21 protein-coding genes are annotated in these 22791 nt (G+C 63.8%); 10 read left to right on the top strand and 11 right to left on the bottom strand.

Going from position 1 to position 22791, the window contains the following annotated elements:
- The first annotated feature begins 105 nt into the window (after positions 1 to 105).
- The 3 genes from KVP70_RS06210 (at position 106) to KVP70_RS06200 (ending at position 5779) form a co-directional block, all read left to right on the top strand.
- On the top strand, positions 106 to 1593 hold the full coding sequence (locus tag KVP70_RS06210) for a glycoside hydrolase family 30 protein (RefSeq protein WP_217941264.1): 1488 nt from the start codon (positions 106 to 108) through the stop codon (positions 1591 to 1593).
- Positions 1594 to 1666: 73 nt separating this feature from the next.
- Entirely contained in the window at positions 1667 to 3025 is a 1359-nt protein-coding gene (locus KVP70_RS06205; protein ID WP_217941263.1) for a glycoside hydrolase family 5 protein, read from the top strand.
- A 36-nt stretch (positions 3026 to 3061) separates the two neighbouring features.
- Positions 3062 to 5779 (top strand): TonB-dependent receptor, encoded by a 2718-nt coding sequence (locus KVP70_RS06200; protein WP_229224649.1) that lies wholly within the window; start codon positions 3062 to 3064, stop codon positions 5777 to 5779.
- Between the two features lie 51 nt (positions 5780 to 5830).
- Here the strand turns inward: KVP70_RS06200 and KVP70_RS06195 are convergent, their stop codons facing one another.
- The 9 genes from KVP70_RS06195 to KVP70_RS06155 all read right to left on the bottom strand — a co-directional run bounded on the left by KVP70_RS06195 (position 5831) and on the right by KVP70_RS06155 (position 14119).
- Positions 5831 to 6235, bottom strand: coding sequence for a helix-turn-helix domain-containing protein (locus KVP70_RS06195; protein ID WP_217941262.1), 405 nt, complete (start codon positions 6233 to 6235; stop codon positions 5831 to 5833).
- Positions 6222 to 7526 (bottom strand): type II toxin-antitoxin system HipA family toxin, encoded by a 1305-nt coding sequence (locus KVP70_RS06190; protein WP_217941260.1) that lies wholly within the window; start codon positions 7524 to 7526, stop codon positions 6222 to 6224. Before KVP70_RS06190 ends, KVP70_RS06195 begins: the two co-directional genes overlap by 14 nt.
- A gap of 172 nt (positions 7527 to 7698) precedes the next feature.
- Positions 7699 to 8091 carry an EF-hand domain-containing protein gene (locus KVP70_RS06185; RefSeq protein WP_229224648.1) on the bottom strand — a complete coding sequence of 131 codons (393 nt, stop codon included), beginning with the start codon at positions 8089 to 8091 and terminating at the stop codon, positions 7699 to 7701.
- 41 nt (positions 8092 to 8132) lie between these two features.
- The gene (locus tag KVP70_RS06180) at positions 8133 to 9719 is read right to left on the bottom strand and encodes a S10 family serine carboxypeptidase-like protein (protein ID WP_263011133.1); all 1587 of its coding nucleotides are present in this window, start codon (positions 9717 to 9719) and stop codon (positions 8133 to 8135) included.
- 76 nt (positions 9720 to 9795) lie between these two features.
- On the bottom strand, positions 9796 to 10275 hold the full coding sequence (locus tag KVP70_RS06175; RefSeq protein WP_217941258.1) for a nucleoside deaminase: 480 nt from the start codon (positions 10273 to 10275) through the stop codon (positions 9796 to 9798).
- A complete protein-coding gene (locus KVP70_RS06170) occupies positions 10272 to 11288 on the bottom strand; it encodes an aromatic ring-hydroxylating dioxygenase subunit alpha (protein ID WP_217941257.1) in 1017 nt (338 codons plus the stop codon). Before KVP70_RS06170 ends, KVP70_RS06175 begins: the two co-directional genes overlap by 4 nt.
- Complete coding sequence (locus KVP70_RS06165; protein WP_217941256.1) at positions 11285 to 12367, bottom strand: BMP family ABC transporter substrate-binding protein; 1083 nt, start codon at positions 12365 to 12367, stop codon at positions 11285 to 11287. Before KVP70_RS06165 ends, KVP70_RS06170 begins: the two co-directional genes overlap by 4 nt.
- A 24-nt stretch (positions 12368 to 12391) precedes the next feature.
- Entirely contained in the window at positions 12392 to 13243 is an 852-nt protein-coding gene (locus KVP70_RS06160) for an outer envelope protein (protein ID WP_229224677.1), read from the bottom strand.
- 123 nt (positions 13244 to 13366) lie between these two features.
- Positions 13367 to 14119 (bottom strand): GntR family transcriptional regulator, encoded by a 753-nt coding sequence (locus KVP70_RS06155; RefSeq protein WP_217941253.1) that lies wholly within the window; start codon positions 14117 to 14119, stop codon positions 13367 to 13369.
- A 275-nt stretch (positions 14120 to 14394) separates the two neighbouring features.
- Here KVP70_RS06155 and KVP70_RS06150 point away from each other — a divergent pair, with 275 nt between their 5' ends.
- The 7 genes from KVP70_RS06150 (at position 14395) to KVP70_RS06120 (ending at position 21506) form a co-directional block, all read left to right on the top strand.
- A complete protein-coding gene (locus KVP70_RS06150; RefSeq protein WP_217941251.1) occupies positions 14395 to 15936 on the top strand; it encodes an ABC transporter ATP-binding protein in 1542 nt (513 codons plus the stop codon).
- Positions 15923 to 17011 (top strand): ABC transporter permease, encoded by a 1089-nt coding sequence (locus tag KVP70_RS06145; RefSeq protein ID WP_229224647.1) that lies wholly within the window; start codon positions 15923 to 15925, stop codon positions 17009 to 17011. Before KVP70_RS06150 ends, KVP70_RS06145 begins: the two co-directional genes overlap by 14 nt.
- Entirely contained in the window at positions 17008 to 17934 is a 927-nt protein-coding gene (locus KVP70_RS06140; RefSeq protein WP_217941249.1) for an ABC transporter permease, read from the top strand. Before KVP70_RS06145 ends, KVP70_RS06140 begins: the two co-directional genes overlap by 4 nt.
- 195 nt (positions 17935 to 18129) lie before the next feature.
- Positions 18130 to 19776: a methyl-accepting chemotaxis protein gene (locus KVP70_RS06135; RefSeq protein WP_217941248.1), complete on the top strand. Its 1647-nt coding sequence runs from the start codon at positions 18130 to 18132 to the stop codon at positions 19774 to 19776.
- A gap of 42 nt (positions 19777 to 19818) precedes the next feature.
- Positions 19819 to 20112, top strand: a complete 294-nt coding sequence (locus tag KVP70_RS06130) for a 2Fe-2S iron-sulfur cluster-binding protein (RefSeq protein ID WP_217941246.1) — start codon at positions 19819 to 19821, stop codon at positions 20110 to 20112.
- A gap of 538 nt (positions 20113 to 20650) precedes the next feature.
- Positions 20651 to 21154 carry a BPSL0067 family protein gene (locus KVP70_RS06125; RefSeq protein ID WP_229224646.1) on the top strand — a complete coding sequence of 168 codons (504 nt, stop codon included), beginning with the start codon at positions 20651 to 20653 and terminating at the stop codon, positions 21152 to 21154.
- The gene (locus KVP70_RS06120; RefSeq protein WP_217941245.1) at positions 21039 to 21506 is read left to right on the top strand and encodes an STY0301 family protein; all 468 of its coding nucleotides are present in this window, start codon (positions 21039 to 21041) and stop codon (positions 21504 to 21506) included. Before KVP70_RS06125 ends, KVP70_RS06120 begins: the two co-directional genes overlap by 116 nt.
- Before the next feature lie 365 nt (positions 21507 to 21871).
- On the opposite strand, the gene KVP70_RS06115 is transcribed toward KVP70_RS06120, so the two are convergent.
- A complete protein-coding gene (locus KVP70_RS06115; RefSeq protein ID WP_217941686.1) occupies positions 21872 to 22207 on the bottom strand; it encodes a type II toxin-antitoxin system HicB family antitoxin in 336 nt (111 codons plus the stop codon).
- A gap of 177 nt (positions 22208 to 22384) precedes the next feature.
- Positions 22385 to 22705, bottom strand: a complete 321-nt coding sequence (locus KVP70_RS06110; protein WP_217941244.1) for a hypothetical protein — start codon at positions 22703 to 22705, stop codon at positions 22385 to 22387.
- Positions 22706 to 22791: the final 86 nt, after the last annotated feature.

Raw genomic sequence — 22791 nt, 5'->3', positions numbered from 1 at the left:
CATCGCAGAATTCGCGGTGCTATAGTGAATTTAATAAGTGGAAGCGTTTCCACTCACGTAAAAACCACAGACGGACGGGCCACGACCCATCTGCATGGAGACAGAATGTTCACAGCCAGCCCCGCTCTGCCGGGCGATGGGGCCTTGCGCCCTTCGCCAGTCCGCCTGCCGCCGCGACCGTTGTCGCGCCGGCTTGCCATCCCGCTTTTGCTGCTGTGCGCGCATGGCGCAGCGCGGGCCCAGGGCCCTGTCCAAGCCTGGATCACCACCGGCGACCAGAGCCAGCTGCTGGCGCGCGGCGCCGACGCCGCCTTCGGCTCCGGCGTCAAGGCCGCCGTCGTCATCGACGTCGACCCGGCCCAGCGCTACCAGGAGATGGTGGGCTTCGGCGCCGCCATCACCGACGCCTCGGCCTGGCTGATCCAGAACCGCCTGAATCCGCAGCAGCGCGGCGCGCTGATGAACGAGCTGTTCGGCAAGGCGCCCGGCGCCAACTTCAGCTTCACCCGCCTGACCATCGGCGCCTCCGACTTTTCGCGCCACCACTACAGCTTCGACGACATGCCGCCCGGCCAGACCGATCCGACGCTGGCGCATTTCTCCATCGAGCCCAACCGCGCCGACGTGCTGCCGGTCACCCGGGCCGCGCTGGCGATCAACCCGCAGCTGCGCGTGATGGCCTCGCCGTGGAGCGCGCCGGGCTGGATGAAAAGCACCGACAGCCTGATCCAGGGCACCCTGAAGCCGGAAGCGTTCGCGCCGTTCGCCGCCTACCTGTCGCGCTACGTCGGCGCCTACGAGCAGGAGGGCGTGCCGATCTTTGCGCTGACCTTGCAGAACGAACCGCACTTCGAGCCCAAGGACTATCCCGGCATGCGGGTCGAGCCGGCCAAGCGCGCCGCCTTCATCGGCGGCCACCTGGGCCCGCTGCTGGCGAAGGAGCATCCGCACACCCGCATCCTCGACTGGGACCACAACTGGGACGAGCCGGGCTCGCCGGCCGATGTGCTGAAAGACCCACTGGCCAGCAAATACGTCAACGGCGTGGCCTGGCACTGCTACGGCGGCGACGTGCGGGTGCAGGCCGCGCTGCACGACCGCTGGCCGGACAAGGACACCTATTTCACCGAATGCTCGGGCGGCCAGTGGGCGCCGGTGTGGTCGGACAATCTGCAGCACTTCGCCCGCACGCTGGTGATCGGCGCCACGCGCGGCTGGGCCAAGGGCGTGCTGCTGTGGAACCTGGCGCTGGACGAGAACGACGGCCCGCACCTGGGCGGCTGCAAGGATTGCCGTGGCGTGGTCACCATAGCCAGCCGCGACGGCAAGGTCACGCGCAACGAGGAGTACTACGCGCTGGCCCACGCCAGCCGCTTCGTGCGCCAGGGCGCGCGCCGCATCGCCTCAAGCAGCGGCTACAACGAACTCGACACGGTGGCCTTCCGCAACGCCGACGACGGTTCGGTGGCGCTGCTGGTGGTGAACTCGGCCAAGGCGCCGCGCAGCTTCGCCGTGCGCCTGGCGCCGGGCCAGCGCAGCTTCAGCTACACCTTGCCGGCCGCCAGCGTCGCCACATTTACCTGGAAACCGTAAACAGAACTGCTGTGCACGCGCACGGCAGTTTTTTCAGAACGCGAGTGGAAGCGCTTCCATAAAGGAGAAGCAGATGTTCAAGTTGCTGAGTGTGTTGTTCGTCACGGTGTTGGCCGGCTGCGGCAGCGGTGGCGGTTCCAGCGTGGCGCCGCCGGTGACGCCGCCCGCGCCGCCGGTCGAAGCGATCAAGCCCACCCCGGTGACGCCGGTGCCGGTGCTGCCGCTGACCATGCTGCACACCCAGGGCGCCAAATGGCTGAAGGCGGACGGCAGCGCGGTGGCGCTCAAGGGCACCAACCTGGGCAACTGGTTGATCAACGAATTCTGGATGATGGGGCAGGGCAGCGCCGGCATCGACGACCAGTGCAAGCTGGAGGCCAATCTCGACACCCGCTTCGGCTACGCCGAGCGCCAGCGCCTGATGCAGCTGTTGCGCGACAACTGGATCACCACCCGTGATTGGGACCAGATGCAGAAGTTCGGCCTGAACGTGGTGCGCCTGCCCTTTATCTACAGCGTGGTCGAGGATGAAAAAAATCCGCGCCAGCTGCGCGCCGACGCCTGGCGCTACCTGGACGACGCCATCGCCCAGGCCGAGAAGCGCGGCATGTATGTGATCCTCGATCTGCACGGCGCGGTCGGCTCGCAGGGCTGGGAGCACCATAGCGGCTGCGCCAACAAGAACCTGTACTGGTCGACGCCGGAATTCCAGGACCGCACCATTTGGCTGTGGCAGCAGGTGGCCGGCCGCTACAAGGACCGCGCGGCGGTGGCCGGCTACAGCGTGCTCAACGAACCTTGGGGCACCACCGCCGCCAACTTGGCCGCCGTGGTCAAGACCTTGTACACGGCGATCCGCGCGGTCGATCCCAACCATGTGGTGATACTGCCCGGCCATAACACCGGCGACATCACGGCCTACGGCAAGCCGTCCGAACAGGGCATGGGCAATGTCGCGTTCGAGATGCACTTCTATCCCGGCCTGTTCGGCTGGGGCCAGCCCGGCCTGGCGGTCCACAAGGACTGGCTCACCTGCGGCGGCGGCGGCAACGGCGGCGTGTGCGAATGGGACAACAAGATCAAGGCCGTCGACACCGCCTTCTTCATCGGCGAAACCCAGCCGTGGATGGGCCTCGGCCTGGAGCTGGGCGGCCAGGTCGGCCGCGCCTCCTTCGACACCTACGCCAGGTACGGCTGGGCCACCACCGCGTGGAGCTGGAAGGTGGTCAGCAACGGCGGCGGCCAGGGCAGCGGCAGCTGGGGCTTCGTCACCAACGCCGCCGGCGCCGCCGTGCCCGCCGTCGACTTCACCAAGGCGCCGATCGCCGATATCGAAAACCTGTTCAAGTCGTTTGGCACCCAGGCTTATGAGGTCCACCAGCCCCTGCAGGACTGGATGACCAGCAGCACCGCACCACAGCCGTTCCGTTAGTATTTTCCACCCGTCTAAAATTATAAGAGAGACCAGATGATGAGCAAGCCAACCCAAGCACTCGCACTGACACCGATCGCCGCCGCCTGCGCGGCGCTGGCGTTCGCTTCCGCCCCGGCGTGGGCGCAGCAGGGACCGTCGGCCGGCGCCGACGACAAGGAAATCCAGTCGGTGGTCGTCACCGGCATCCGCCGCAGCATCGAAACCTCGATGGCGGTCAAGCGCGACGCCGATTCCATCGTCGAGGCCATCACCGCCGAGGACATCGGCAAGCTGCCCGACGTCAGCATCGCCGAATCCATCGCCCGCCTGGCCGGCCTGACGGCGCAGCGCGTCGAAGGCCGGGCGCAGGTGATCTCGATCCGCGGCCTGGCGCCGGACTTCTCCGGCACCCTGATGAACGGGCGCGAGCTGGTCTCCACCAGCAACAACCGCGGCGCCGAGTACGACCAGTATCCCTCCGAGCTGATCAACGGCGTCACGGTCTACAAGACGCCGGACGCGTCGCTGGCCGGCGGCGGCCTGTCCGGCACGGTGGACCTGCACACCGTGCGTCCGCTCGACATCCGCGAACGCACCATCGTATTCAACGCGCGCGGCGAGCACAATTCCAACGGCAAGCTGAACGCGAACACGCCGGCCAACGGCAACCGCGTCAGCGCCTCGTATGTGGACCAGTTCATCAACAACACGCTGGGCGTGGCGTTCGGCTACGCCCACCTCGATTCGCCGGGCCAGCAGCAGGAGTACAAATCGTGGTGGTGGGGCACCGACAACAAGCTGCCCAAGGGCGACGAGGACGTGGTGGCGTTGAAGGGCGCCGAAGTGACGGCCACCTCGCGCAAGCAGAAGCGCGACGGCCTGATGGGCGTGCTCGAATACCGTCCGAGCAAGGAATTCCGCACCTCGCTCGACCTGTACTATTCCGAGTTCAAGGAAGACACCACCATGCGCGGCATGATGTGGAACTCGCACCAGTGGAGCGACGTCACCTACACCAACCCGGTGATCCAGACCATCGGCGGCACCCGCCTGCTGGTGGGCGGTTCGCTGGTCAACCTGGAACCGATCGTCCGCAACGACTTCAACACCCGCAAGGACCAGCTGGGCGCGGTCGGCTGGAACAACACCTACAAGAAGGACGGCTGGACCCTGGTGGGCGACGCCTCGTACTCGAGCGCCAAGCGCCGCGAGACGGTGCTGGAAACCTATGCCGGCCTGGGCCCGGCCGGCTCGCACATCACCGACAACAACTTCAAGTTCCAGATTCCGACCGCCAGCGGCCTGCCGACCTTCACGCCCAGCATCAACTTCGCCGACCCGGCGATCATCAAGCTGACCGACGTCGGCGGCTGGGGCAAGGACGCCGACATGCACCACCCGGTGGTGGAGGACAAGCTCGGTTCGATCAAGTTCTCGGCCAAGCGCGACCTGGAGGGCAGGTTCCGCAACATGGAAGGCGGCGTCAACTACAGCAAGCGCGAGAAGACCCACGCCGACACCAACAACTACTGGAACCTGAACAACGGCCGCACGCCGGCCGTGGTCTCGTCCGACCTGATCCAGCCGTCCACTTCGCTGGCCTTCGCCGGCATCCCGAGCGTGCTGACCTATGACGTCATGGGCGCGCTGGGCAAGTACTACACGATGCAGCCGGCCCGTCCCGACGACCAGGCACTGCAGGACTGGGGCGTGACCGAGAAAGTCACCACCGCCTACGCCCGCCTGGGCATCGACACCGACGTTGGCCCCTTCCCGCTGCGCGGCAACATCGGCCTGCAGGCGGTCAACGTCGACCAGAAATCGCGCGGCGCCACCGTCAACGCCGGCAAGCTGGGTTCGATTACCGGCGGCGCCAACTACACCGACGTGCTGCCCAGCCTGAACCTGAACTTCGACCTCGGCAAGTACCTGGACACCACCAACCTGCGCTTCGGCGCCGCCAAGACCGTGGCCCGGCCGCAGATGCAGGACATGCGCGCCGGCGTCTCGGGCGGGGTCGACGCCACCACCCGCATGTGGAACGGCAGCGGCGGCAATCCGCAGCTGGAGCCATGGCGCGCCAATTCCTACGACCTGTCGATGGAAAAATACATCGGCAAGCGCAGCTACATCGCCGCCGCGCTCTGGTACAAAAAGCTGCAGAGCTACATCTACAACCAGCAGACCGCGTTCAGCTTCGCCGGCTTCCCGAATCCGTCGGGCGTGGTGCCGCTGCAGGACATCGGCACCTTGAACCGGCCGACCAACGGTGCGGGCGGCCTGGTCAAGGGTGTCGAGCTGTCGGGCGCGCTGGACGGCGGCCTGCTGTACGCACCGCTGGAAGGTTTCGGCGTGACGGGCAGCATGTCCGGCACCGAGAGCTCGATCCATCCCAACGGTCCGGGGACGAAGGAGAAGCTGCCGGGGCTGTCGGGCGTGGTGTCCAACTTCACGGTCTACTACGAGAAGTCGGGCTACCAGGCGCGCGCCAGCCGCCGCTACCGTTCGGCGTATCGCGGCGAGGTGACGGGACTGTTCGCGCAGCGTTCCTTCAGCGAGATCCTGGCCGAGCGCCAGATCGACCTGCAGCTGGGTTATGCGATCGAGGAAGGCCGCTACAAGGGCCTGTCCTTCCTGTTCCAGGTGAACAACCTGAACAACTCGCCCTACCAGACCCGCCAGGGCGACGCGTTCTCGGGCGGTTCGTACGCGCCCGAGCGCTACACCACCTACGGCCGCCAGTTCCTGCTGGGCTTGAACTACAAGCTGTAAGTTGCAAGCGGCGCGGCGAAGCGCATGTCTTCGCCGCGCCGGACGGCGCCGCTATGTCGTTTTTGGCGGTTCCGGCGGCAGCAAGGCCCGGATATTTTCGATGGTCTTCGTCAGTTGGTGCACGTCGTCGCTTGCGGCGATCCATGTGGGTGCCGCTTGCTGCATGCCGCGCTTCAAAGTCTCCGTTCGCACAAACGCGACTTCCAGTCCGAAAAATTCGCCGATGCGATTGAGTGTCTGGACCGTCGGATTGCCGTGGCCGCCTTCGATCTCCTTGATGACCTTGGTGCTGACGCCCCGGTGTGCGGCAAACTCGGCCTGGGTAAGACGTGAAATCTTACGCATCTGTTTGACCGCATCCCGCAGAGACAGCTGCCCGCGCGCGACCGCATCGTAAAGCTCCGTCCGGCGCGCGCGGGCGCTTTCCTTGTCCTCGGCTTTTTTAATGCGAACCATGCTGGTCCTCCCCGAGTGCGCTGAGCTGCTGGACTTGCGTTGCAATATGCGGTCGCAGAAAGCGAATAATATCGTCGTCGACGCCGGCCGCGAGCATATGCGCATCCAGTGCCTGTATCTGCGGCGCGAAGCGATGTAGTGCAAGGCGGATGTGCCCACGCTCTGCATCGTCCACCGGCAGCGCGGCCAGCACATCTCGCCATTCCGTGAGTTCGACCCTGGTGGCGGGATGGTGCCAGCGCGCCGCGCGTGGAATACCGTCGGGGTCCAGATACATCGGCGCGAAATCGAACAGCGGTGTCAGGCGAACATGGTCGCGTGTCTTTTGCACGGCCGTGTTGCGCGCGTGGTTGTCGGTGTTGCGCATCGCCAGATTCAAGACATCGCGCTTGAGGAATTCAATCGTTTCGCTGGTCCGATCGCTGACCACGCTGCGCAGGCTGGCCAGCAATTCAAACTGGGTCGGATGGGCATTGAAGCCGACGATGCCAGCGATGGATGCCGCGCTTTCCTGGTGCAGACGTTCCACCCTGCCATGGGTGCGCACCCGGTCGAAGCGCGGAATGAATAGTGTATCTTCGTGATGCCGCAAAGCACCCGCAGTACGGATACCCACGGCGGCTGCCACGCGCATGTAAGCGGCTTCATTTCGCAGGACTTTGCGATCCGCATCGGTCTTGCCACGCGGACGCTTGACGATGAAGTGCTCGACGGCGTGGGCATCGGCGAGTGCGCCATCGGCATGCCATTTTCCTTCCTGGTCGGTGGTCAGCAGGTATTTGGGCGCAGCCCCCTGTACGCCCAGCGAGCTTGCGGCCAGCATGCTGTGGATCAGCATGCGTTCGTTGAATTCGTCGCTGCGTCCGGTGATTTGCTCCAGCGTGAAACCGCGGTCGGTGGTGCTGGCGGGGTATTTCCGCACGTGGGCGTCGTAGAACTGGACCGCCTCCTCCACGCGCACCCTGCCGATGGGATTGAACGCGCCAGCGCGCATCAGTAAAAAGTCTGCCGCCGGGCCATCGTTCAGTCCTAGTTCGCCGAGCAGGAACTGGCGGCCGCTGCCTTGAGGTATCAAGTCAAACAGGAAACTCGGCCAGCGGTCCAGGATCTGCAGCTCCGCATTGACGGGAAATCGCAGCGAGAGGGGCTCCACGTCCGGCGCAAAAGCATAATCCAGATCGTACTCAAAGGTGTTGGGCGTTTGCGGATCGCCACGCGCGGCGTCCTGCACGCTGACTGTCGCGCAATTGACCCACGTATCGTTGAGAAAAATTTGGAAGGTGCAGTCCATTTGTCGGTCCGATGGCCCCTATAAGTTCCCAATACTACCATTTTCGTCAAAAATGGTCCTTTTAAGATACTCAATATCATGGCCTGACCGGATCTGGTGCCGGGGCGTGCGCGACCACGGGCCCGGCATCGCACACGCGCGCCGGGACAAGATCGTCGCGTTGTATGGGCCGCTAGCGCGAGCGCGCTTCTTCGCGGCGCTGGATGATGAAGGCCTTCAGGTCTTCGAAGGAGACCGCGCCGCGCTGGGCGCTGTCGATATGGTCGAAGTTTTTCTCGACGAAGCCCAGGCCGGCCTTGCGCGCTTCTTCACGGCTCAGGCTGCCGTTGCCGTCCAGGTCGGCCTCTTCAAAGCGCTTCTTCAGTTTCTGCATGGCCTGGTATTGCAATATGGGGCCAGAGGCGCCGTCGCGCGGCGGCTTGCGCATGGCCGGCGGAATGTAGGGATCGGGATGGAGCGGCGCCGACATCATCAGCGGCGCGGCTTCCCGGTTCGGCGTCTGGGCATGCGCGCAGGTGCAGGCCGTCGCGGCGGCCAGCATGGCAATGTGGATGAGCAGTTTCATGATGGTCTCCCCCGCGCGGCGTATTGAGTCTGGCGCATGGCTTATGGTGTCACTGTGACGCTGTTGAAGAAATTAATCAAATCCATTTGTTGGGCTCGGCGTGCAGTGTCGTCTAGATACGTCATATGGCCGCTTGCGTAATATTTAAGCACAATGAGCGGATTGGCACCCAAACGCGCCAGATCGAGTTCGGTCTGGTGGAAGGGCGTGGCCAGGTCGTGGTAGCCGTTGACCGACAGCACCTTCATGGTCGGGCTCAGCGTCATGGCGGCGGCCAGGTCCGGGATGGTGTCCGGCAGCTGCTTGCCGTCGTGGCTGAAATCCCATTGTCCGCCGATGTCGTTGCTGCTGGTGTAGCGCGAGCGGGCGCTGTAGTGCAGCTCGTCCGACAGGTAGCCCGCGATGCCGTTGACGAAGGCGGAGTTGATGACCGTCAGCGAGGGATCGCCGTCGACCGTCAGCGCGCTGCCGGTGGGCGCGGAGACGCGGGCGTCGTAGCGGCCCACCAGCCTGCCCGGCACGGCATTGCGTTGATAGTAGTCCGGCCCCATGTCGAAGTTCTGCTGCCAGGTCAGCACCGGCAGGCCGGTGTAGCCGACCAGCTGCGCGATCACGCCGGACGGCGGCGCGACCTTGCTGGCCAGGTAGGCCGTCATGGCGCTGCGATAGTCGCCGGCGGCGAAATTGCGCGCCTGCTGCACGTAGCCGCTGAAATTGGTGGGCAGCGGATTGCTGCGCTGGTAGTAGGCGCTGGTGGCGGCATAGGTCGGGATGTGGCCTTCGCAGCTGATGGCGCCCGGATCGAGCACGCCGCAGTTGCTGTTGTAGTCCATGATGGACGACTGCAGCACCACCGCGGCCACCTGCACGCCGGCCAGTTCCAGCAGGTTGGCCAGCACCGCCGTGCGCGGCGTGCCATACGACTCGCCGAACAGGATCTTGGGCGAGGCCTCGCGCTGGTTGACGGCCACGTAGCGCTGCACGAAATCGCGGAAGGCGGCGGCGTCCGCGTCCACGCCCCAGAAGCTCTGGTTGGTGTTGGGCGCGATGGCTTGCGAGTAGCCGGTGCCGATGGCGTCCACGAACACCAGGTCCGATTGCGCCAGCAGGGTTTCCTGGTTGTCAACCAGCTGCACCGGCATGACGGTGGCGTTGGGGATGGTGCTGACCAGCCGGCGCGGCCCGAACGAACCCAGATGCAGGTAGATGGAGGAGGAGCCGGGGCCGCCGTTGTAGAAGAAGGTGACCGACCGCCTGGCCGCAGCGGCGCCGGCCACGGTGTAGGCGACGTAGAAGAACGAGGCCGAGGCCTTGCCGGTGCGGACGTCGGTCGCGGTCAGGTGGCCGGTGGTGGCGGTGTAGTTGAACTGCTGGCCGTTCAGCTGGATATGGCTGGCGATGACGGCGGCGCTTTCGTTGGGCGCGGACAGCGAGGCGTTGGCGAGGCTGGAATAGGCCAGCGTGTCGTCGAAGGCGCCGGGCACCGCCGGCGGAGTGGGCGTGACCGGGGGCGTGGGCGCGGGTGTTATCGCCGCGCTGGAACCGCCGCCACCGCCACCGCAGGCGACCAATAACGCGGCGCAGGCGGCAACCGCCGCAGCGCGCAAATCAAACCGCCGTCCGTGCAATTTTGTAGGATTTGCCACTGTGCTCTCCACCAGGCCGGATCACAATTATGATCCCGACTTGCATGAAATGCATCAGCTATTTTTTCCAGAATCCGGCGTGCGCCAGCCGCGCCTCGTCCTCGCGCAGTGGTCCGATGACTTCGGTCGGGCGCTGGCCGCGCGCGAACACCTCGCGGCAGGGCAGCGACAGCGTCGGATTTTCGGGATCGCTGCCGGTCAGTGCCAGCAGGCTCGCTTCCGACATCGCATACACCACCCGTCCGACGCCGCTCCAGTAAGTGCCGCCGGCGCACATGGCGCAGGGTTCGGCGTTGGCGTACAGCGTGGCCGTGGCCAACTGCTCTGGGCCGTGGCGCTGCGATGCCTGGCGCAGCGCGTTCATCTCGGCGTGCGCGGTGCGGTCGCTGCTGGAGGCGTTCATCGCTTCGGCGATCACCTTGCCGTCGGCGGCGACCACCATGGCGGCGAAGGGATGGTGGCCCTCGTCGCGCGAGCGCTGCGCCAGGGCCAGCACGCGGGTGAGGAAGTCGTGGTCCTGGTCGGTGGGGTTGGTCATGTAGTCTCCTGATCGTTGCGCAGCACTCCGTAGCGCAGGTCCTGCTGTTTGAGATAGCCGCGGTAGGCCAGCGACATGCGGTCGCAGGCCACCGACACTTCGGCGCCCGGTATCAGGGGCAGCCTGGCGGGGCTCTGGCTTTCCAGGATCGGCCGGTCTTGCAGGAAGATGGTGTCCTGGAACTGGCGCAGTTCGTCGTCGCCGGAGGTGAAGTCGTCCAGCGCCAGGATGATCCAGACGCGGGTGGTGGTTTCGGTCAGCGGTTGCAGCATCAGCGCGATGGCCTCGCGCACGCTGGCCGCCGGATGCTTGGTCAGCACCGCCGTCAGCGGCCGCACCACGCGGTAGGTGTATTCGATGTCGGCGCCGCCGGTTGCGGCCTTGCTGGCCTGCGGTTGCCATGCGCGGCACTGCTTGGCCCAGACGCCGCTGCCGTAGTCGACGTCGTCGAAGTTCTCGATGGTGTAGCTGGCGATGGCGGCTTGTTCCTGCACGCCCAATATGCCCTCGTGGACAAAGGCGAAATGCGCCATGTCGAGGAAGTTCTCGACGATGCGCGGTCCGCTGCTTTGTACATCGTATGGGCCGCACCAGACTTTGCGCAGCGCGGGGTCGGCGAATTCGGGAAAGCGTGGCGGCGTTGCCGTGGCAGGCTCGCCGAGGCAGACCCATACCAGGCCATAGCATTCCCGCACGTGATAGGTGGCGACTTGCGCCTTCAGGCTGGCCGCGCCCAGTGCCGGCAGGGCGGGGATGTGCTGGCAGCGGCCTTCGCTGCCGAAGCTCCAGCCATGGTAGGCGCAGCGCAGCGTGTCGCCGTGCAGCGCGCCCATCGACAGGCGGGTGCCGCGATGCGGGCAGCGGTCTTCCCACGCGTGCAGCGCACCGCCGCTGTCGCGCCACAGTGCGAGGCGCATGTCCAGCAGGTCGGTGGCGGCGATCGCGCCGGCCACGATCTCTTGCGAGAGCGCGACCGGGTGCCAGTCGTTCAACAGGACTGGATCGGTGTTCACTTCGGAATCGAGCCTTCCACGCCCTGCACGTAGAAGTTCATCGACAGCAGGTCCTTCACCGGCACCACCACGCCGGCCGCGTATTTGACGGCGCCCGACTGGTCCTTGATCGGACCGGTGAACGGCGCGAAGGTGCCGGCGGTCAGCGCGGCCTTCTTCTCTTCAAACACCTTGGCCGCTTCGGCAGGCACCACCGCGTTCAGCGCCGACATCTTGACCATGCCTTCCTTCATGCCGCCGCGGTATTCGCCGGTTTTCCAGGTGCCGGCGATGACCGCTTTGGCGGTCTCGATGTAGTAGGGCGCCCAGTTGTTGGTAGCCGCCGTCAGGTGCGCCTTCGGTGCGAACTTGGACATGTCCGAATCCCAGCCGAACGCGTACACGCCTTTTTCCTGCGCCACTTGCAGCGTGGCCGGCGAGTCGGTGTTCTGCGCCATCACATCCGCGCCCTGCGCCACCAGGGTTTCCGCCGCCTGGCGTTCCTTGGCCGGGTCGTACCACGAGTTCACCCAGATCACCTTGGTCTTGACGCCGGGATTGACGCTCTGCGCGCCCAGCGTGAAGGCGTTGATGTTGCGGATCACCTCGGGCACGGGGAAGGAGGCGATGAAGCCCAGGGTCTTGGACTTGGTCATCTTGCCGGCGATGACGCCGTTCAGGTAGGCGCCTTCGTACAGGCGCGACTCGTAGGTGCCCAGGTTCTTGCCGGTCTTGAAGCCGGTGGCGTGCAGGAACACCACGCCCGGCGTGGACTTGGCGACCTTCTCGGTCGGGTTCATGTAGCCGAAGGAGGTGGTGAAAATCAGCTTGTTGCCGCCGGCGACCAGCTTGCGGATCACGCGCTCGGCGTCCGCGCCTTCCGGCACGTTCTCGACATAGGTGGTCTTGATCTGGGCGCCGAGTTCCTTCTCCATCGCCAGGCGGGCCTGGTCGTGGGCGTAGGTCCAGCCGGCGTCGCCGACCGGGCCGACGTAGACGAAGCCTATCTTCAACGGTTCGGCCGCGAACGCGGAGGCGGACAGGCCGATGCTTGCGGCGGCCAGCGCGGCCAGTGCCAGTACTTTGCGACGATTCATCATACGGTTTCCTTTGGTGGGCATGGTTTAGAAGTGGTACTCGGCGCGGACCATCGGCGTTTTCGCCGTGGCGCCAGGGTTGTTGGTGTCGGGGTTGCCGAACTTGTTTTTCCAGAACTGGTACTCGACGCCGACCTTGAAGGTGTTCTTGGCCGCGCCGACGGCGCCGCTCATGTCGTACATGACCTGCATGTCGATGTTGGTCTCGCGCGCGGTGTCGCCGCCGAATTCGTTCTTGCCCTTGGTGCCGATGAAGTTGGCGAAGCCCTCGAACGACAGCGGGATGCCGAGGTTGAACGGGATGCCCCAGGCGGCGGTCAGCATCGGGTGGGTCTTGTAGGCGTAGCGCGGCGTGGCGGCGCCGGTGAAGGTGTTGAACGGCGCGTTGCTCTCCCACAGCGCGAACAGGCTGACGTCGAGGAAGCCCGGCACGTCCAGCATCAGCGTCGGGCCGGCGACGACCATGCGCTTCTTGGAGTTGTAGCCGGCGTCGGTCTTGCTGTTGTAGTCAAAACCGGCGGTGGCGCCGACGCCGCGCACCGGACCGAAGGCCCAGTTGCTGCCGGTGACCTTGCCCAGGTCCAGCGTGTGGCGGTACAGCGCGTACGCTTCATGCGCGCCGCTCTTGGCGCCGGCCGACGACGGGTCCACATCCGACGACATCAGCAAGTCGACGCTGAAGAAGTTCTTGCCGTATTTGTAGCCGGAGACGCTGCTCAGGTTGACGATGTTCTTGGTGATGTCCTGGTTGTTGAACGGCTCGGCGAACTTGGTGCCATAGCGGTAGCTGAGCGAGGTGTCGCTCCAGTCGGCGGCGTGCGCGGCGCAGGCGCAGCAGGTGAGGAGGGCGAAGGCGGTGCGGGAGGCGAGACGGGACATCATGAACTCCATTCAGTGAGATAAGTGGACAGCACGGTTTGTAAGAACTTCTTTTGTATCCAATTCGTTGGGATGATTGGATTCAATCTCATCGACTTCTCTAGCAATTCCCGGGCCACGCCGCTAATACCCGGACAGCGCCTCGGCCAGATTCACTTTCTTGTCCTGCTCATTGAGGTGCAGGCGCGCTTCGATTTCCAGCAGGTGGTGCTCGATCAAATGGGTGGCTTCCTTGATCTTGCCCTGTTCGATCAGCGTGGCCAGGTCCTGGTGCTCGTCGTTCTCGCACATGGTGGCGCCGGGCGCTTCGTACAGGGCGATGATCAGCGAGCAGCGCGACACCAGCTCCGCCATGAAGCGTTGCAGCACCTGGTTGCCGGCCAGTTCCGCCAGCAGGATGTGGAATTCTCCGCCGAGCCGTATCCAGCCGGCGCGGTCGCCGGTGCGGCGGGCCTGGTCCTCCGCATGCAGCGCGGCGCGGATCTGCTTGAGCGAGGCGGGGGTGGCATTGCGTATCACCAGCGGCACGATCTCCCTTTCGATGGCGCGGCGGGCGGCGAAGATGTCGCGCGCTTCCTCCGGCGTGGGCGAGGCGATCACCGCGCCGCGATTGGGCCGCAGCTCGATGATGTGGTCGTGCGCCAGCCGTTGCAGCGCCTTGCGCACGGTGGTGCGGCTGACTTGATACAGCTCGCAGAAATCGGCTTCGCCCAGGTGGGTGCCGGGCGGCAGGCGGTGGCTCATGACGGCGTTGACGACCGCGCGGTAGATGCGCAGGTCGACGGCGGTGGTGCCGCGCTTGGTGGCGGCAGGCGCGCCCACGGCGATGGCCGCCGGTGCGGCCTTGCGAGGTTTGCGTTTGCCTGGTGATGGCATCGATCGATTCTCCGTGAGGGTGGTACTCACACTGCATAAAGCAGGAACCATGCTAACTACATCGTGTACATCTGGCGCTGCGGATCTGTCTTGTATTGTGTACGAAAATACTTTGTTTTGTCCTCATTTTTGAGCGTGGCGCACATTTTTGGTGAGGAAGTGTGTCATATTTAGTGCACTCTTCCGCCCAAAACGGAGCGTTCCGGCGGATTTTGACTGGCATGCTAATTGCGTCTGTTTTTGTATTCAATTTGTATACGATGAGGGAAGCGCTGATGACAGAACCGCGCCTGAAGATGCTGGGCATCTCCAAGATTTACCCTTCCGTGGTGGCCAACGCCGCCGTCGACCTGACCGTGATGCCCGGCGAAATCCACGCCGTGCTGGGCGAGAACGGCGCCGGCAAGAGCACGCTGATGAAGATCATTTACGGCGTGACCAAGCCCGATGAAGGTCAGATCATGTGGGAGGGGAAGCAGGTTCACATCCACTCGCCGCACGACGCGCGCAAGCTGGGCATCGGCATGGTGTTCCAGCACTTCGCGCTGTTCGAGACGCTGACCGTGGCCGAGAACATCGCGCTGGCGCTGGACGAGAAGATCGCGCCGGCCGCGCTGGCGCCGCGCATCCGCGCCGTCTCCGAACAATACGGCTTGCCGCTGGACCCGCAACGGCTGGTGCACAGCATGTCGGTGGGTGAGCGGCAGCGGGTGGAGATCGTGCGCTGCCTGCTGCAGTCGCCGCGCCTGCTGATCATGGACGAGCCGACCTCGGTGTTGACGCCGGACGCGGTGCTCAAGCTGTTCGAATCGCTGCGACGCCTGGCCTCCGAAGGCGTCAGCATCCTGTATATCAGCCACAAACTCGATGAGATCCAGTCCCTGTGCGACAAGGCCACCGTGCTGCGCGCGGGGCGCGTATCCGGCACCGCCAATCCGAAAGAGGAAAGCGCCAAGTCGCTGGCGGAGCTGATGATAGGCCGCGAACTGCCCGTGTGCGTACACCAGCCCCGCGTACCGGGCGAAGTGCTGCTGGCGCTCGACAAGCTGAATGTGCGCAGCGACGATCCGTTCGGCACGCGCCTGAAGGACATCAATCTGGCGCTGCGCAGCGGCGAGATCGTCGGCATCGCCGGCATTTCCGGCAACGGCCAGCAGGAGCTGTTGAAGGCCATCTCCGGCGAGCGCGCGCTGGCCGCGGGCAGCGGCACGATCCGCCTGTGCGGGCAGGACGTGGGCAGGCTGGCTGCGGCGCAACGCCGCCAGCTGGGACTGGGCTTCGTGCCCGAGGAGCGGCTGGGACGTGGCGCCGTGCCCGATCTTTCGCTGGCCGATAACGCGCTGCTGACCGGCTATCTGCCGGCGGCCAACACCGGCATGGTCAAGCGCGGCCTGATACAGCGCGGCGCGGTGCGCGAGTTCGCGCGCAAGGTCATCGAACGCTTCAACGTCAAGTGCGGCGGCGAGCAGTCGGCGGCGGCCAGCCTCTCGGGCGGCAACCTGCAGAAATTCATCGTCGGCCGCGAGATCGCGCTGGCGCCCAAGGTGATGGTGTTCGCGCAGCCGACATGGGGCGTGGACATCGGCGCCGCCATGCTGATACGGCAGGCCATCATCGACATGCGCGACCAGGGCGTGGCGGTGCTGGTGTTGTCGGAGGAGCTGGACGAATTGTTCATGATGAGCGACCGCATCGCCGTGCTGGCCGATGGGCGCTTGTCGCAGGTGGTGCCGGCGGCCGGCACCAGCATCAACCAGATCGGCGTGTGGATGAGCGGCGATTTCGACTACCAGGGAGCAGAACATGTCGCGGCTTGAACGACGTCCCGAACCATCGCGTTCGATGATGCTGGCGTCGCCGCTGATCGCGGCGGTGGCCATGCTGGTGACCGGCTCCGTGCTGTTCTTCTTTTTGGGCCAGGAGCCGCTGAACGCTTTCTACGTCTACTTCATCAAGCCGTGGACCACGCTGTACGGCGTCGGCGAGCTGCTGTTGAAGGCGACACCGCTGATCCTGTGCGGCGTGGGCCTGGCGATCGGCTTTCGCGCCAACGTCGCCAACATCGGTGCCGACGGCCAGCTGACGGTGGGCGCGATCGCCGCCGGCGCGGTGGCGCTGTATTTCGACGAAGTGCAGGCGTGGTGGGTGCTGCCGCTGATGCTGCTGGCGGGCGCGCTGGGCGGCATGCTGTGGGCGGCGATCCCTGCGCTGCTGCGCACGCGCTTCAACACCAGCGAGATTCTCGTGAGCCTGATGCTGGTGTACGTGGCGTATCACTTGCTGAGCTATCTGGTGCACGGGCCGATGCGCGATCCGGCCGGCTTCAACTTCCCGCAGTCGAAGATGTTCAGCGACTCGGCCACCTTGCCGCTGCTGGTGGAAGGCTTGCGCCTGAACGCGGCCTTCATCCTGTCGCTGGTCGCGGCGCTGGCGGCCTGGTTCTTCTGCAAGCACACGTTTGCCGGTTACCGCATGCAGGTCAGCGGCATGGCGCCGGCCGCCGCGCTGTACGCCGGCTTCAGCGAACCGCGCAATGTGTGGCTGGCCTTCATGGTCAGCGGCGCCTTGTCCGGCATCGCCGGCGTGGGCGAAGTGGCGGGGCCGCTGGGACAGATGCAGCCGTCGGTGTCGGCCGGCTACGGCTTCGCGGCCATCATCGTCGCCTACGTCGGACGCCTGCATCCGCTGGGCGTGGTGCTGTCGGCGTTGTTGATGTCGCTGCTGTACATCGGTGGCGAGACGGCGCAGATCGAGCTGCAGGTGCCGTCGGCGATCACCGGCATGTTCCAGGGACTGCTGCTGTTTTACCTGCTGGCGGCCGACCTGTTTATTCACTACCGCTTCAAGCCGCGCAAGCGCCACTTGCCCGTCACCGCCGGAGAAACCGCATGATCAGCACCGAACTGTTAATCGCCTTCCTCGCCAGCACGGCGGGCGCCGCCACGCCGCTGGTGGTGGCCTCGATGGGCGAACTGGTGACCGAGCGCTCCGGCGTGCTCAATCTGGGCATGGAGGGCATGATGCTGGTGGGCGCCGTGGTCGGCTTCGGCGTCACCCTGGGCACGGGGCAGATGTGGCTGGGGCTGTTGGCGGCGATCGCGGCCGGCATGCTGATGTCGCTGATCTTCGGCTTCCTGGTGCTGACCCTGCAGACCAACCAGGTGGCCACCGGATTGGCGCTGACCTTGTTCGGCCTCGGGCTGTCGGCCTTCATGGGGCGCGGGCTGGTGGGGCAGACGGTGGAGCCGATGCCGCACCTGCACTTCCCGCTGCTGTCCGATGTGCCGTTTGTCGGGCCGCTGCTGTTCCGCTTTGACGCGATGGTGTACGGCTCGGTGCTGCTGGTGGTGCTGATCGGCTGGATGCTGGCGCGCACCCATATCGGCCTGGTGATACGCGCGGTGGGCGAGTCGCCGCACAGCGCCCATGCGATCGGCTATCCGGTGATCGGCCTGCGCTACGGCACGGTGCTGTTCGGCGGCGCGATGGCCGGCCTGGGCGGCGCCTACCTGTCGCTGGCGCTGACGCCGATGTGGGTCGAGGGCATGACGGCCGGACGCGGCTGGATCGCGCTGGCGCAGGTGGTGTTCGCGACGTGGAAGCCGCGCGGCGTGATGGTGGGCGCCTATCTGTTCGGCGGCGTGACGGTGCTGCAGTTCCACGGGCAGGGCATGGGGCTGGACATTCCGTCGGAGTTCCTGTCGATGCTGCCCTACCTGGCCACTATCGTGGTGCTAGTCATAATCTGCCGGAATCCGCAAACGATCTTGCTGAATAAGCCCATGTCTTTGGGCCAAAACTTCAAGCCGGATTGACGGCTGTTGCGTTCGCACACGGCAAAATTGATCCAGATCAAAAATCGACAATAAAAACCAGCAGTAAAAATTCCTTGCGACAATTGGTGACTTTGTCGCAGGGATATTCCAATTATTCTGGACTCGTTGGCCACTGGCCGATGGCGCTCCCCAAACCCCGGCACGCCCTTTCCCCAAATACAAAAAGGAACGGCCATGCGCATCAACAGTCCAATCACTCAAAACGAATTCCTGATGGAAGACGGCAAGACGATCGTCTCCAGCACGGATTTACAGGGCAACATCAACTACGCGAATCCCTATTTCATCGAAGTCAGCGGCTTCACGGAGCAGGAGTTGATCGGCGCGCCGCAGAACATCGTGCGCCATCCCGACATGCCGGTCGAAGCGTTTGCCGATTTGTGGCAGACCATCCGCGACGGCATGCCGTGGACCGGCCTGGTGAAGAACCGCTGCAAGAACGGCGACTACTATTGGGTGATGGCGAACGTGACGCCGGTGATCGAGCAGGGCAAGCCGGTCGGCTACCTGTCGGTGCGGACCAAGCCCAGTCGCGAGCAGGTGCGCGAGGCGGACGAGTTGTATCGCCAGTTCAAGGCGGGTAATCCGCGCCGGCTGCGCATCGTCAACGGACGCGTGGTGGCGACCGGCATTGTCGCGCGGCTGGCGGGCATGTTGAAGATGTCGCTGGCGCGCCAGATCGCCACGGCCACGCTGCTGACCGGCGGCGTGCTGGCCTTGCTGGCCTTTGCCTTGCTGGGCCTGGACGATGCGGGCATCAGCGCGGCGCGCAGCTGGATGGGAGCGCTGGCGCTGGGCGCCATGCTGGGCATGGTGTGGTTCGGCCGCAGCCTGTATCTGAACGTGGCGCTGCCGCTGCGCGTGGCGACGCGCGCGGCGCGCATGATGGCGGGCGGCGACCTGACGGCGAGTTTCGCCATCCAGTGCGACGACGAAATGGGACAGTTGCTGGCGGCGTTGCGGCAGTCCAATATCAACCTGCACAGCATCATCGGCGACGTGCGCGCCAACTTCGACGAGATCTCGGTGGCGACCGATGAAATCGCCGACGGCAATATGGATTTGTCGGGGCGCACCGAGTCGCAGGCGTCCAGCCTGCAGCAGACCGCGGCCAGCATGGAGCAGCTGACGTCGACCGTCCAGCAGAGCGCCAGCAACGTGGCCAGCGCCAATGAGCTGGCCGAGCGGGCGTCGGCGGTGGCGGCGCAGGGCGGCAGCATCGTGTCGCAGGTGGTGTCGACGATGGTCGACATCAGCGCCTCGTCGAACAAGGTGCTCGACATCATCGGCCTGATCGACGGCATCGCCTTCCAGACCAATATCCTGGCGTTGAACGCGGCGGTGGAGGCGGCGCGCGCCGGTGAACAAGGACGCGGCTTTGCCGTGGTGGCCAGCGAGGTGCGCAACCTGGCGCAGCGCTCGGCAGCGGCGGCCAAGGAAATCAAGCTGTTGATCGACCAGTCGATCCTGAAGGTGCAGGCCGGCACGGCGCTGACCACCAGCGCCGGCGTGACGATGAGCCAGGTGATCGAATCGGTGGACCGCGTGTCGCGCGTGATGGAAGAGATTTCGAACTCGACCCGCGAGCAGAGCGACGGCATCGTCCAGGTCAACCAGGCGGTGATACAGATCGATGACATCACGCAGCAGAACGCGGCGTTGGTGGAGCAGGCCGCCGCCGCCGCCGGCAACCTGGCGCAGCAGACGCGTTGCGTGTCGCAGGCGATGGCGGTGTTCAAATTGCAGGGTGGGCTGGCGGTTCGGCCTCCCGTCGCGGCGCCGGTGAGCCAGTCCAAGCCGAGGCTGAAGCTGCTGGCGTGAGGGTTTATCATGCTGGTTTGACGCGGCAATTCGGGAACCAGCATGGAGCAAGCGGTACGGGTAACACTGGCGGGGCAGGGATGGACTTTCGACGCGCAAGCGCCGGCGACGGTGCTGCAAAGCGCCGAACGCGCCGGCGTGCGCCTGCCCAGCTCCTGCCGCAACGGCACTTGCCGCACCTGCATTTGCCTGAGCACCAGCGGCACGGTGCGCTACCTGATCGAGTGGCCGGGCCTGAGCCTGGACGAAAAGCGCGAAGGCTACATCCTGCCGTGCGTGGCCATCGCCGAAACCGACCTGCTTATCGTGGCGCCGGCCGCCTCCAAATCCGCTTGACCTGACACACGATGTGCTGTGACCGACAGCAACCGCCCCATCTCGGACGTTCGTAAATATGAGCCTCATCACCCGAAAGGGCCCAGCTGCGCAGTCTTGCAAACTTGAACAAAAGTTCCGGTCATCGTTGACCCGTCGAGGCATATTAAACCGTTGGCGCCAAATATAAGGTAAAGAACTCCAACGGCAGATCTGAGACCAATTGCAACCAGCATGAGTGATCTAGCTGGGCTGGTTGTCTTGCACTCAGTCCTAATGATTTTAGGAACTCAAGTAGCAGCCCAGTGAGCCGTTCAGCCTTACGGTCAAGACAGATTTAATGTGCTTCGAACCAAGGAGTGCGGAATCCATTTGTTGTTGCGCTTTGCAACTGAAGAGCTGCCCCCACAGCCACGAGAGCAAGCCCTAGCAGACGCGCCTAGTTGACGCTGGTAAAAGGTCGCTGCCTAACAGCATCGTGTTTGTTTTTGTTCAAAGGGGTGTTTTCCCCTCCGCCGTAAATTTAAGACATTCCCAATTCTTCTTAGGAGGGCCGGAAATGTCTTACGTTTATCCAAAGGCAGCAGAGCTCAAAGACGAACCTGTCGTAGGCAGTCATCAATGCGTCGCACTTGTCCAGGAATACGCGGGGGCACCGACAACGCCTCATTGGCGGCAAGGAGAGGCCGCAGTGGGTAATACGACATTGCGAGCGGGTACCGCCATCGCCACGTTCGAAAAGGGACGCTACGCGAATCGCAGACACGGAAATCACGCTGCCCTGTACATACGACAGGGCGTCAACGGAATCTATGTTGCGGACCAATGGAAGGCACCCGGGAAGACAAAAATATCGGTGCGGCTTCTAACCTTGGCAAAGACAAGAAGGGCAACTTCAAGCATCCCAGCAATAATGCCGATGCATTCTTTGTTATCGAGTAGTGCTCATGAGCCGCCAGAGAAACCAAGATTTCGTCCGCCACGTAGCATTGGCTGCCAGTTGTGCGATAGCCCTCATGCTCGCGGCGCCGTCGACCTCAGTTGCCGCGCCCCCCGTCCTTGAGTGCCCCGCGTCAATTCCAGAGAAATCAGTTCAACTGGTGGATACGCCGACTGGCTGGAAAACCTTTGTGGGCTCACCGCTGTACCTCCATGGTGCGGCACCAATGAGTAGTCCACCTGAAATGCTCGGCGAACTCGTAGAAGATAGCGAGCGGCATGACAAGAAGGGAATCGTCTATGCCTATAAAATCGACGGAAAATTCCCTAATGGGAAATGGCTGGCGTGCACTTACGGCGAGTCCGACCAAGTGACTTTAGCGCGCCAATTGCCGGATGCCACAGATGTCTGCATTATCACCTCCCGCAAAGGAAAATATGTCGGGCAGAACGACATCAAAATCGACTGTAAATGACGACGTGAGAAACGTTTTCGGTACAAAATGCAGAAACGCAGAATCGTACCGAAAACTCTTTGAAATCATAATGTTGAGCCGAAGGATTTTAAGTTTTAGATGGACGTATCGTCGAAAGTGGGCGACTGACCGTCGAGTGTAGACCGTTAGAAGTAACGAGGGCGGCTGGGCTCGGGTGCGTCTAAAATGAGGTCTGAGACGCCTATAAGTGGGTCCAACCAGTCAGCTTTCGCACGCACCCATGTAAGCCAATTAAGAGGTAATTCGATGTCTGCTGCTGGCCGGAAGCGGCCGACTCCACTTGAGTCACTTGGCTTGCTCTGACAGCTGTTACAGAGCACGTAACGATCGTTTTACTTCAAACATCAAACGAGAGCTGCTTTACGTAGTACGTCTTCAGCCCATTGATTGAGGCTCTTCCCATGCGCGGCGGCGGCAACGGCTGCCGCCTCATGAGTCGCAGGCGCAACCCGCAGCGAGAATTTCCCCGAAAAACTCTTTCGTGGTTCCACGCCGTCTTCGGCGCACGCTTCCAGAAAGACATTTAGCGAAATTCTCCCCTCCCGCTGCAAGCCTTTGACATCCTTCGCGTAAAAATCAGCCCCGCCATTCAGACCGAGAAACTCGCCTCGGAACATTTGAATTTCCGGGTCGAATGTGATCACCGCTTGGTGGCCGTCAATCGTCATTGTGTTCTGCATGCTCATGGCTTAACTCCGTGATCTTCGAACCTCATATGGATCCAAGCGCACCTTTGTCCGCCACAGGTTCGGGATGCGGTCGGTGGAACACGCGCCGCTCGAGTGTGCTTTGGTGTTTGCGCTTCATGAGTTTATGGTAGCAGAAAATGGTATCAGCATGAAGCAATCGTGTACGGCTTAGCCGGGCGGATCGTCGTCGCGTTTGCGCAGGCGGCTCAATAGCGCGTCGGTCGATACACTGAGCGGCACGCCGTGGCGCCGCAGCAGCTGGATGTTCAGCACCATGTTTTCCAGCACCAGCTTGGCCGCCACGGCGAGCAGGGTCAGGTGCTTGTCTTCCTCGCTGAAGTTTTCCATCGCTTCGGCCATCTCGCACAAGTGGTTGGAGATCAGGCCGCGCAGATCGTGCTCGTCGAACGGCAGGTCGGCGAAATCGATCGGGTCTTCCTTCTCCACTTCTTCCATCAGTAGTTCCAGCTCTTGCGGTGTGATCGTCATGCAGCGCTCCGTTAGTTGATGCGTTTTCATTTTAGATGATTCGGCATAGAATCTGAATTCCCGTCGACTAAACCAAGCAATAAAAC

Source organism: Duganella violaceipulchra (assembly GCF_019166075.1).
Taxonomy (GTDB): domain Bacteria; phylum Pseudomonadota; class Gammaproteobacteria; order Burkholderiales; family Burkholderiaceae_D; genus Rugamonas; species Rugamonas violaceipulchra.
This window is presented reverse-complemented; position numbering and strand designations above follow the sequence as displayed.

Bases quoted from the DNA above. Each gene is read 5' to 3' on its own strand.
- KVP70_RS06210 (WP_217941264.1), top strand. From the start codon at position 106: ATGTTCACAGCCAGCCCCGCTCTGCCGGGCGATGGGGCCTTGCGCCCT.
- KVP70_RS06205 (WP_217941263.1), top strand. From the start codon at position 1,667: ATGTTCAAGTTGCTGAGTGTGTTGTTCGTCACGGTGTTGGCCGGCTGC.
- KVP70_RS06200 (WP_229224649.1), top strand. From the start codon at position 3,062: ATGATGAGCAAGCCAACCCAAGCACTCGCACTGACACCGATCGCCGCC.
- KVP70_RS06195 (WP_217941262.1), bottom strand. From the start codon at position 6,235: ATGGTTCGCATTAAAAAAGCCGAGGACAAGGAAAGCGCCCGCGCGCGC.
- KVP70_RS06190 (WP_217941260.1), bottom strand. From the start codon at position 7,526: ATGGACTGCACCTTCCAAATTTTTCTCAACGATACGTGGGTCAATTGC.
- KVP70_RS06185 (WP_229224648.1), bottom strand. From the start codon at position 8,091: ATGAAACTGCTCATCCACATTGCCATGCTGGCCGCCGCGACGGCCTGC.
- KVP70_RS06175 (WP_217941258.1), bottom strand. From the start codon at position 10,275: ATGACCAACCCCACCGACCAGGACCACGACTTCCTCACCCGCGTGCTG.
- KVP70_RS06165 (WP_217941256.1), bottom strand. From the start codon at position 12,367: ATGATGAATCGTCGCAAAGTACTGGCACTGGCCGCGCTGGCCGCCGCA.
- KVP70_RS06160 (WP_229224677.1), bottom strand. From the start codon at position 13,243: ATGTCCCGTCTCGCCTCCCGCACCGCCTTCGCCCTCCTCACCTGCTGC.
- KVP70_RS06155 (WP_217941253.1), bottom strand. From the start codon at position 14,119: ATGCCATCACCAGGCAAACGCAAACCTCGCAAGGCCGCACCGGCGGCC.
- KVP70_RS06150 (WP_217941251.1), top strand. From the start codon at position 14,395: ATGACAGAACCGCGCCTGAAGATGCTGGGCATCTCCAAGATTTACCCT.
- KVP70_RS06145 (WP_229224647.1), top strand. From the start codon at position 15,923: ATGTCGCGGCTTGAACGACGTCCCGAACCATCGCGTTCGATGATGCTG.
- KVP70_RS06140 (WP_217941249.1), top strand. From the start codon at position 17,008: ATGATCAGCACCGAACTGTTAATCGCCTTCCTCGCCAGCACGGCGGGC.
- KVP70_RS06135 (WP_217941248.1), top strand. From the start codon at position 18,130: ATGCGCATCAACAGTCCAATCACTCAAAACGAATTCCTGATGGAAGAC.
- KVP70_RS06130 (WP_217941246.1), top strand. From the start codon at position 19,819: ATGGAGCAAGCGGTACGGGTAACACTGGCGGGGCAGGGATGGACTTTC.
- KVP70_RS06125 (WP_229224646.1), top strand. From the start codon at position 20,651: ATGTCTTACGTTTATCCAAAGGCAGCAGAGCTCAAAGACGAACCTGTC.
- KVP70_RS06120 (WP_217941245.1), top strand. From the start codon at position 21,039: ATGAGCCGCCAGAGAAACCAAGATTTCGTCCGCCACGTAGCATTGGCT.
- KVP70_RS06115 (WP_217941686.1), bottom strand. From the start codon at position 22,207: ATGCAGAACACAATGACGATTGACGGCCACCAAGCGGTGATCACATTC.
- KVP70_RS06110 (WP_217941244.1), bottom strand. From the start codon at position 22,705: ATGACGATCACACCGCAAGAGCTGGAACTACTGATGGAAGAAGTGGAG.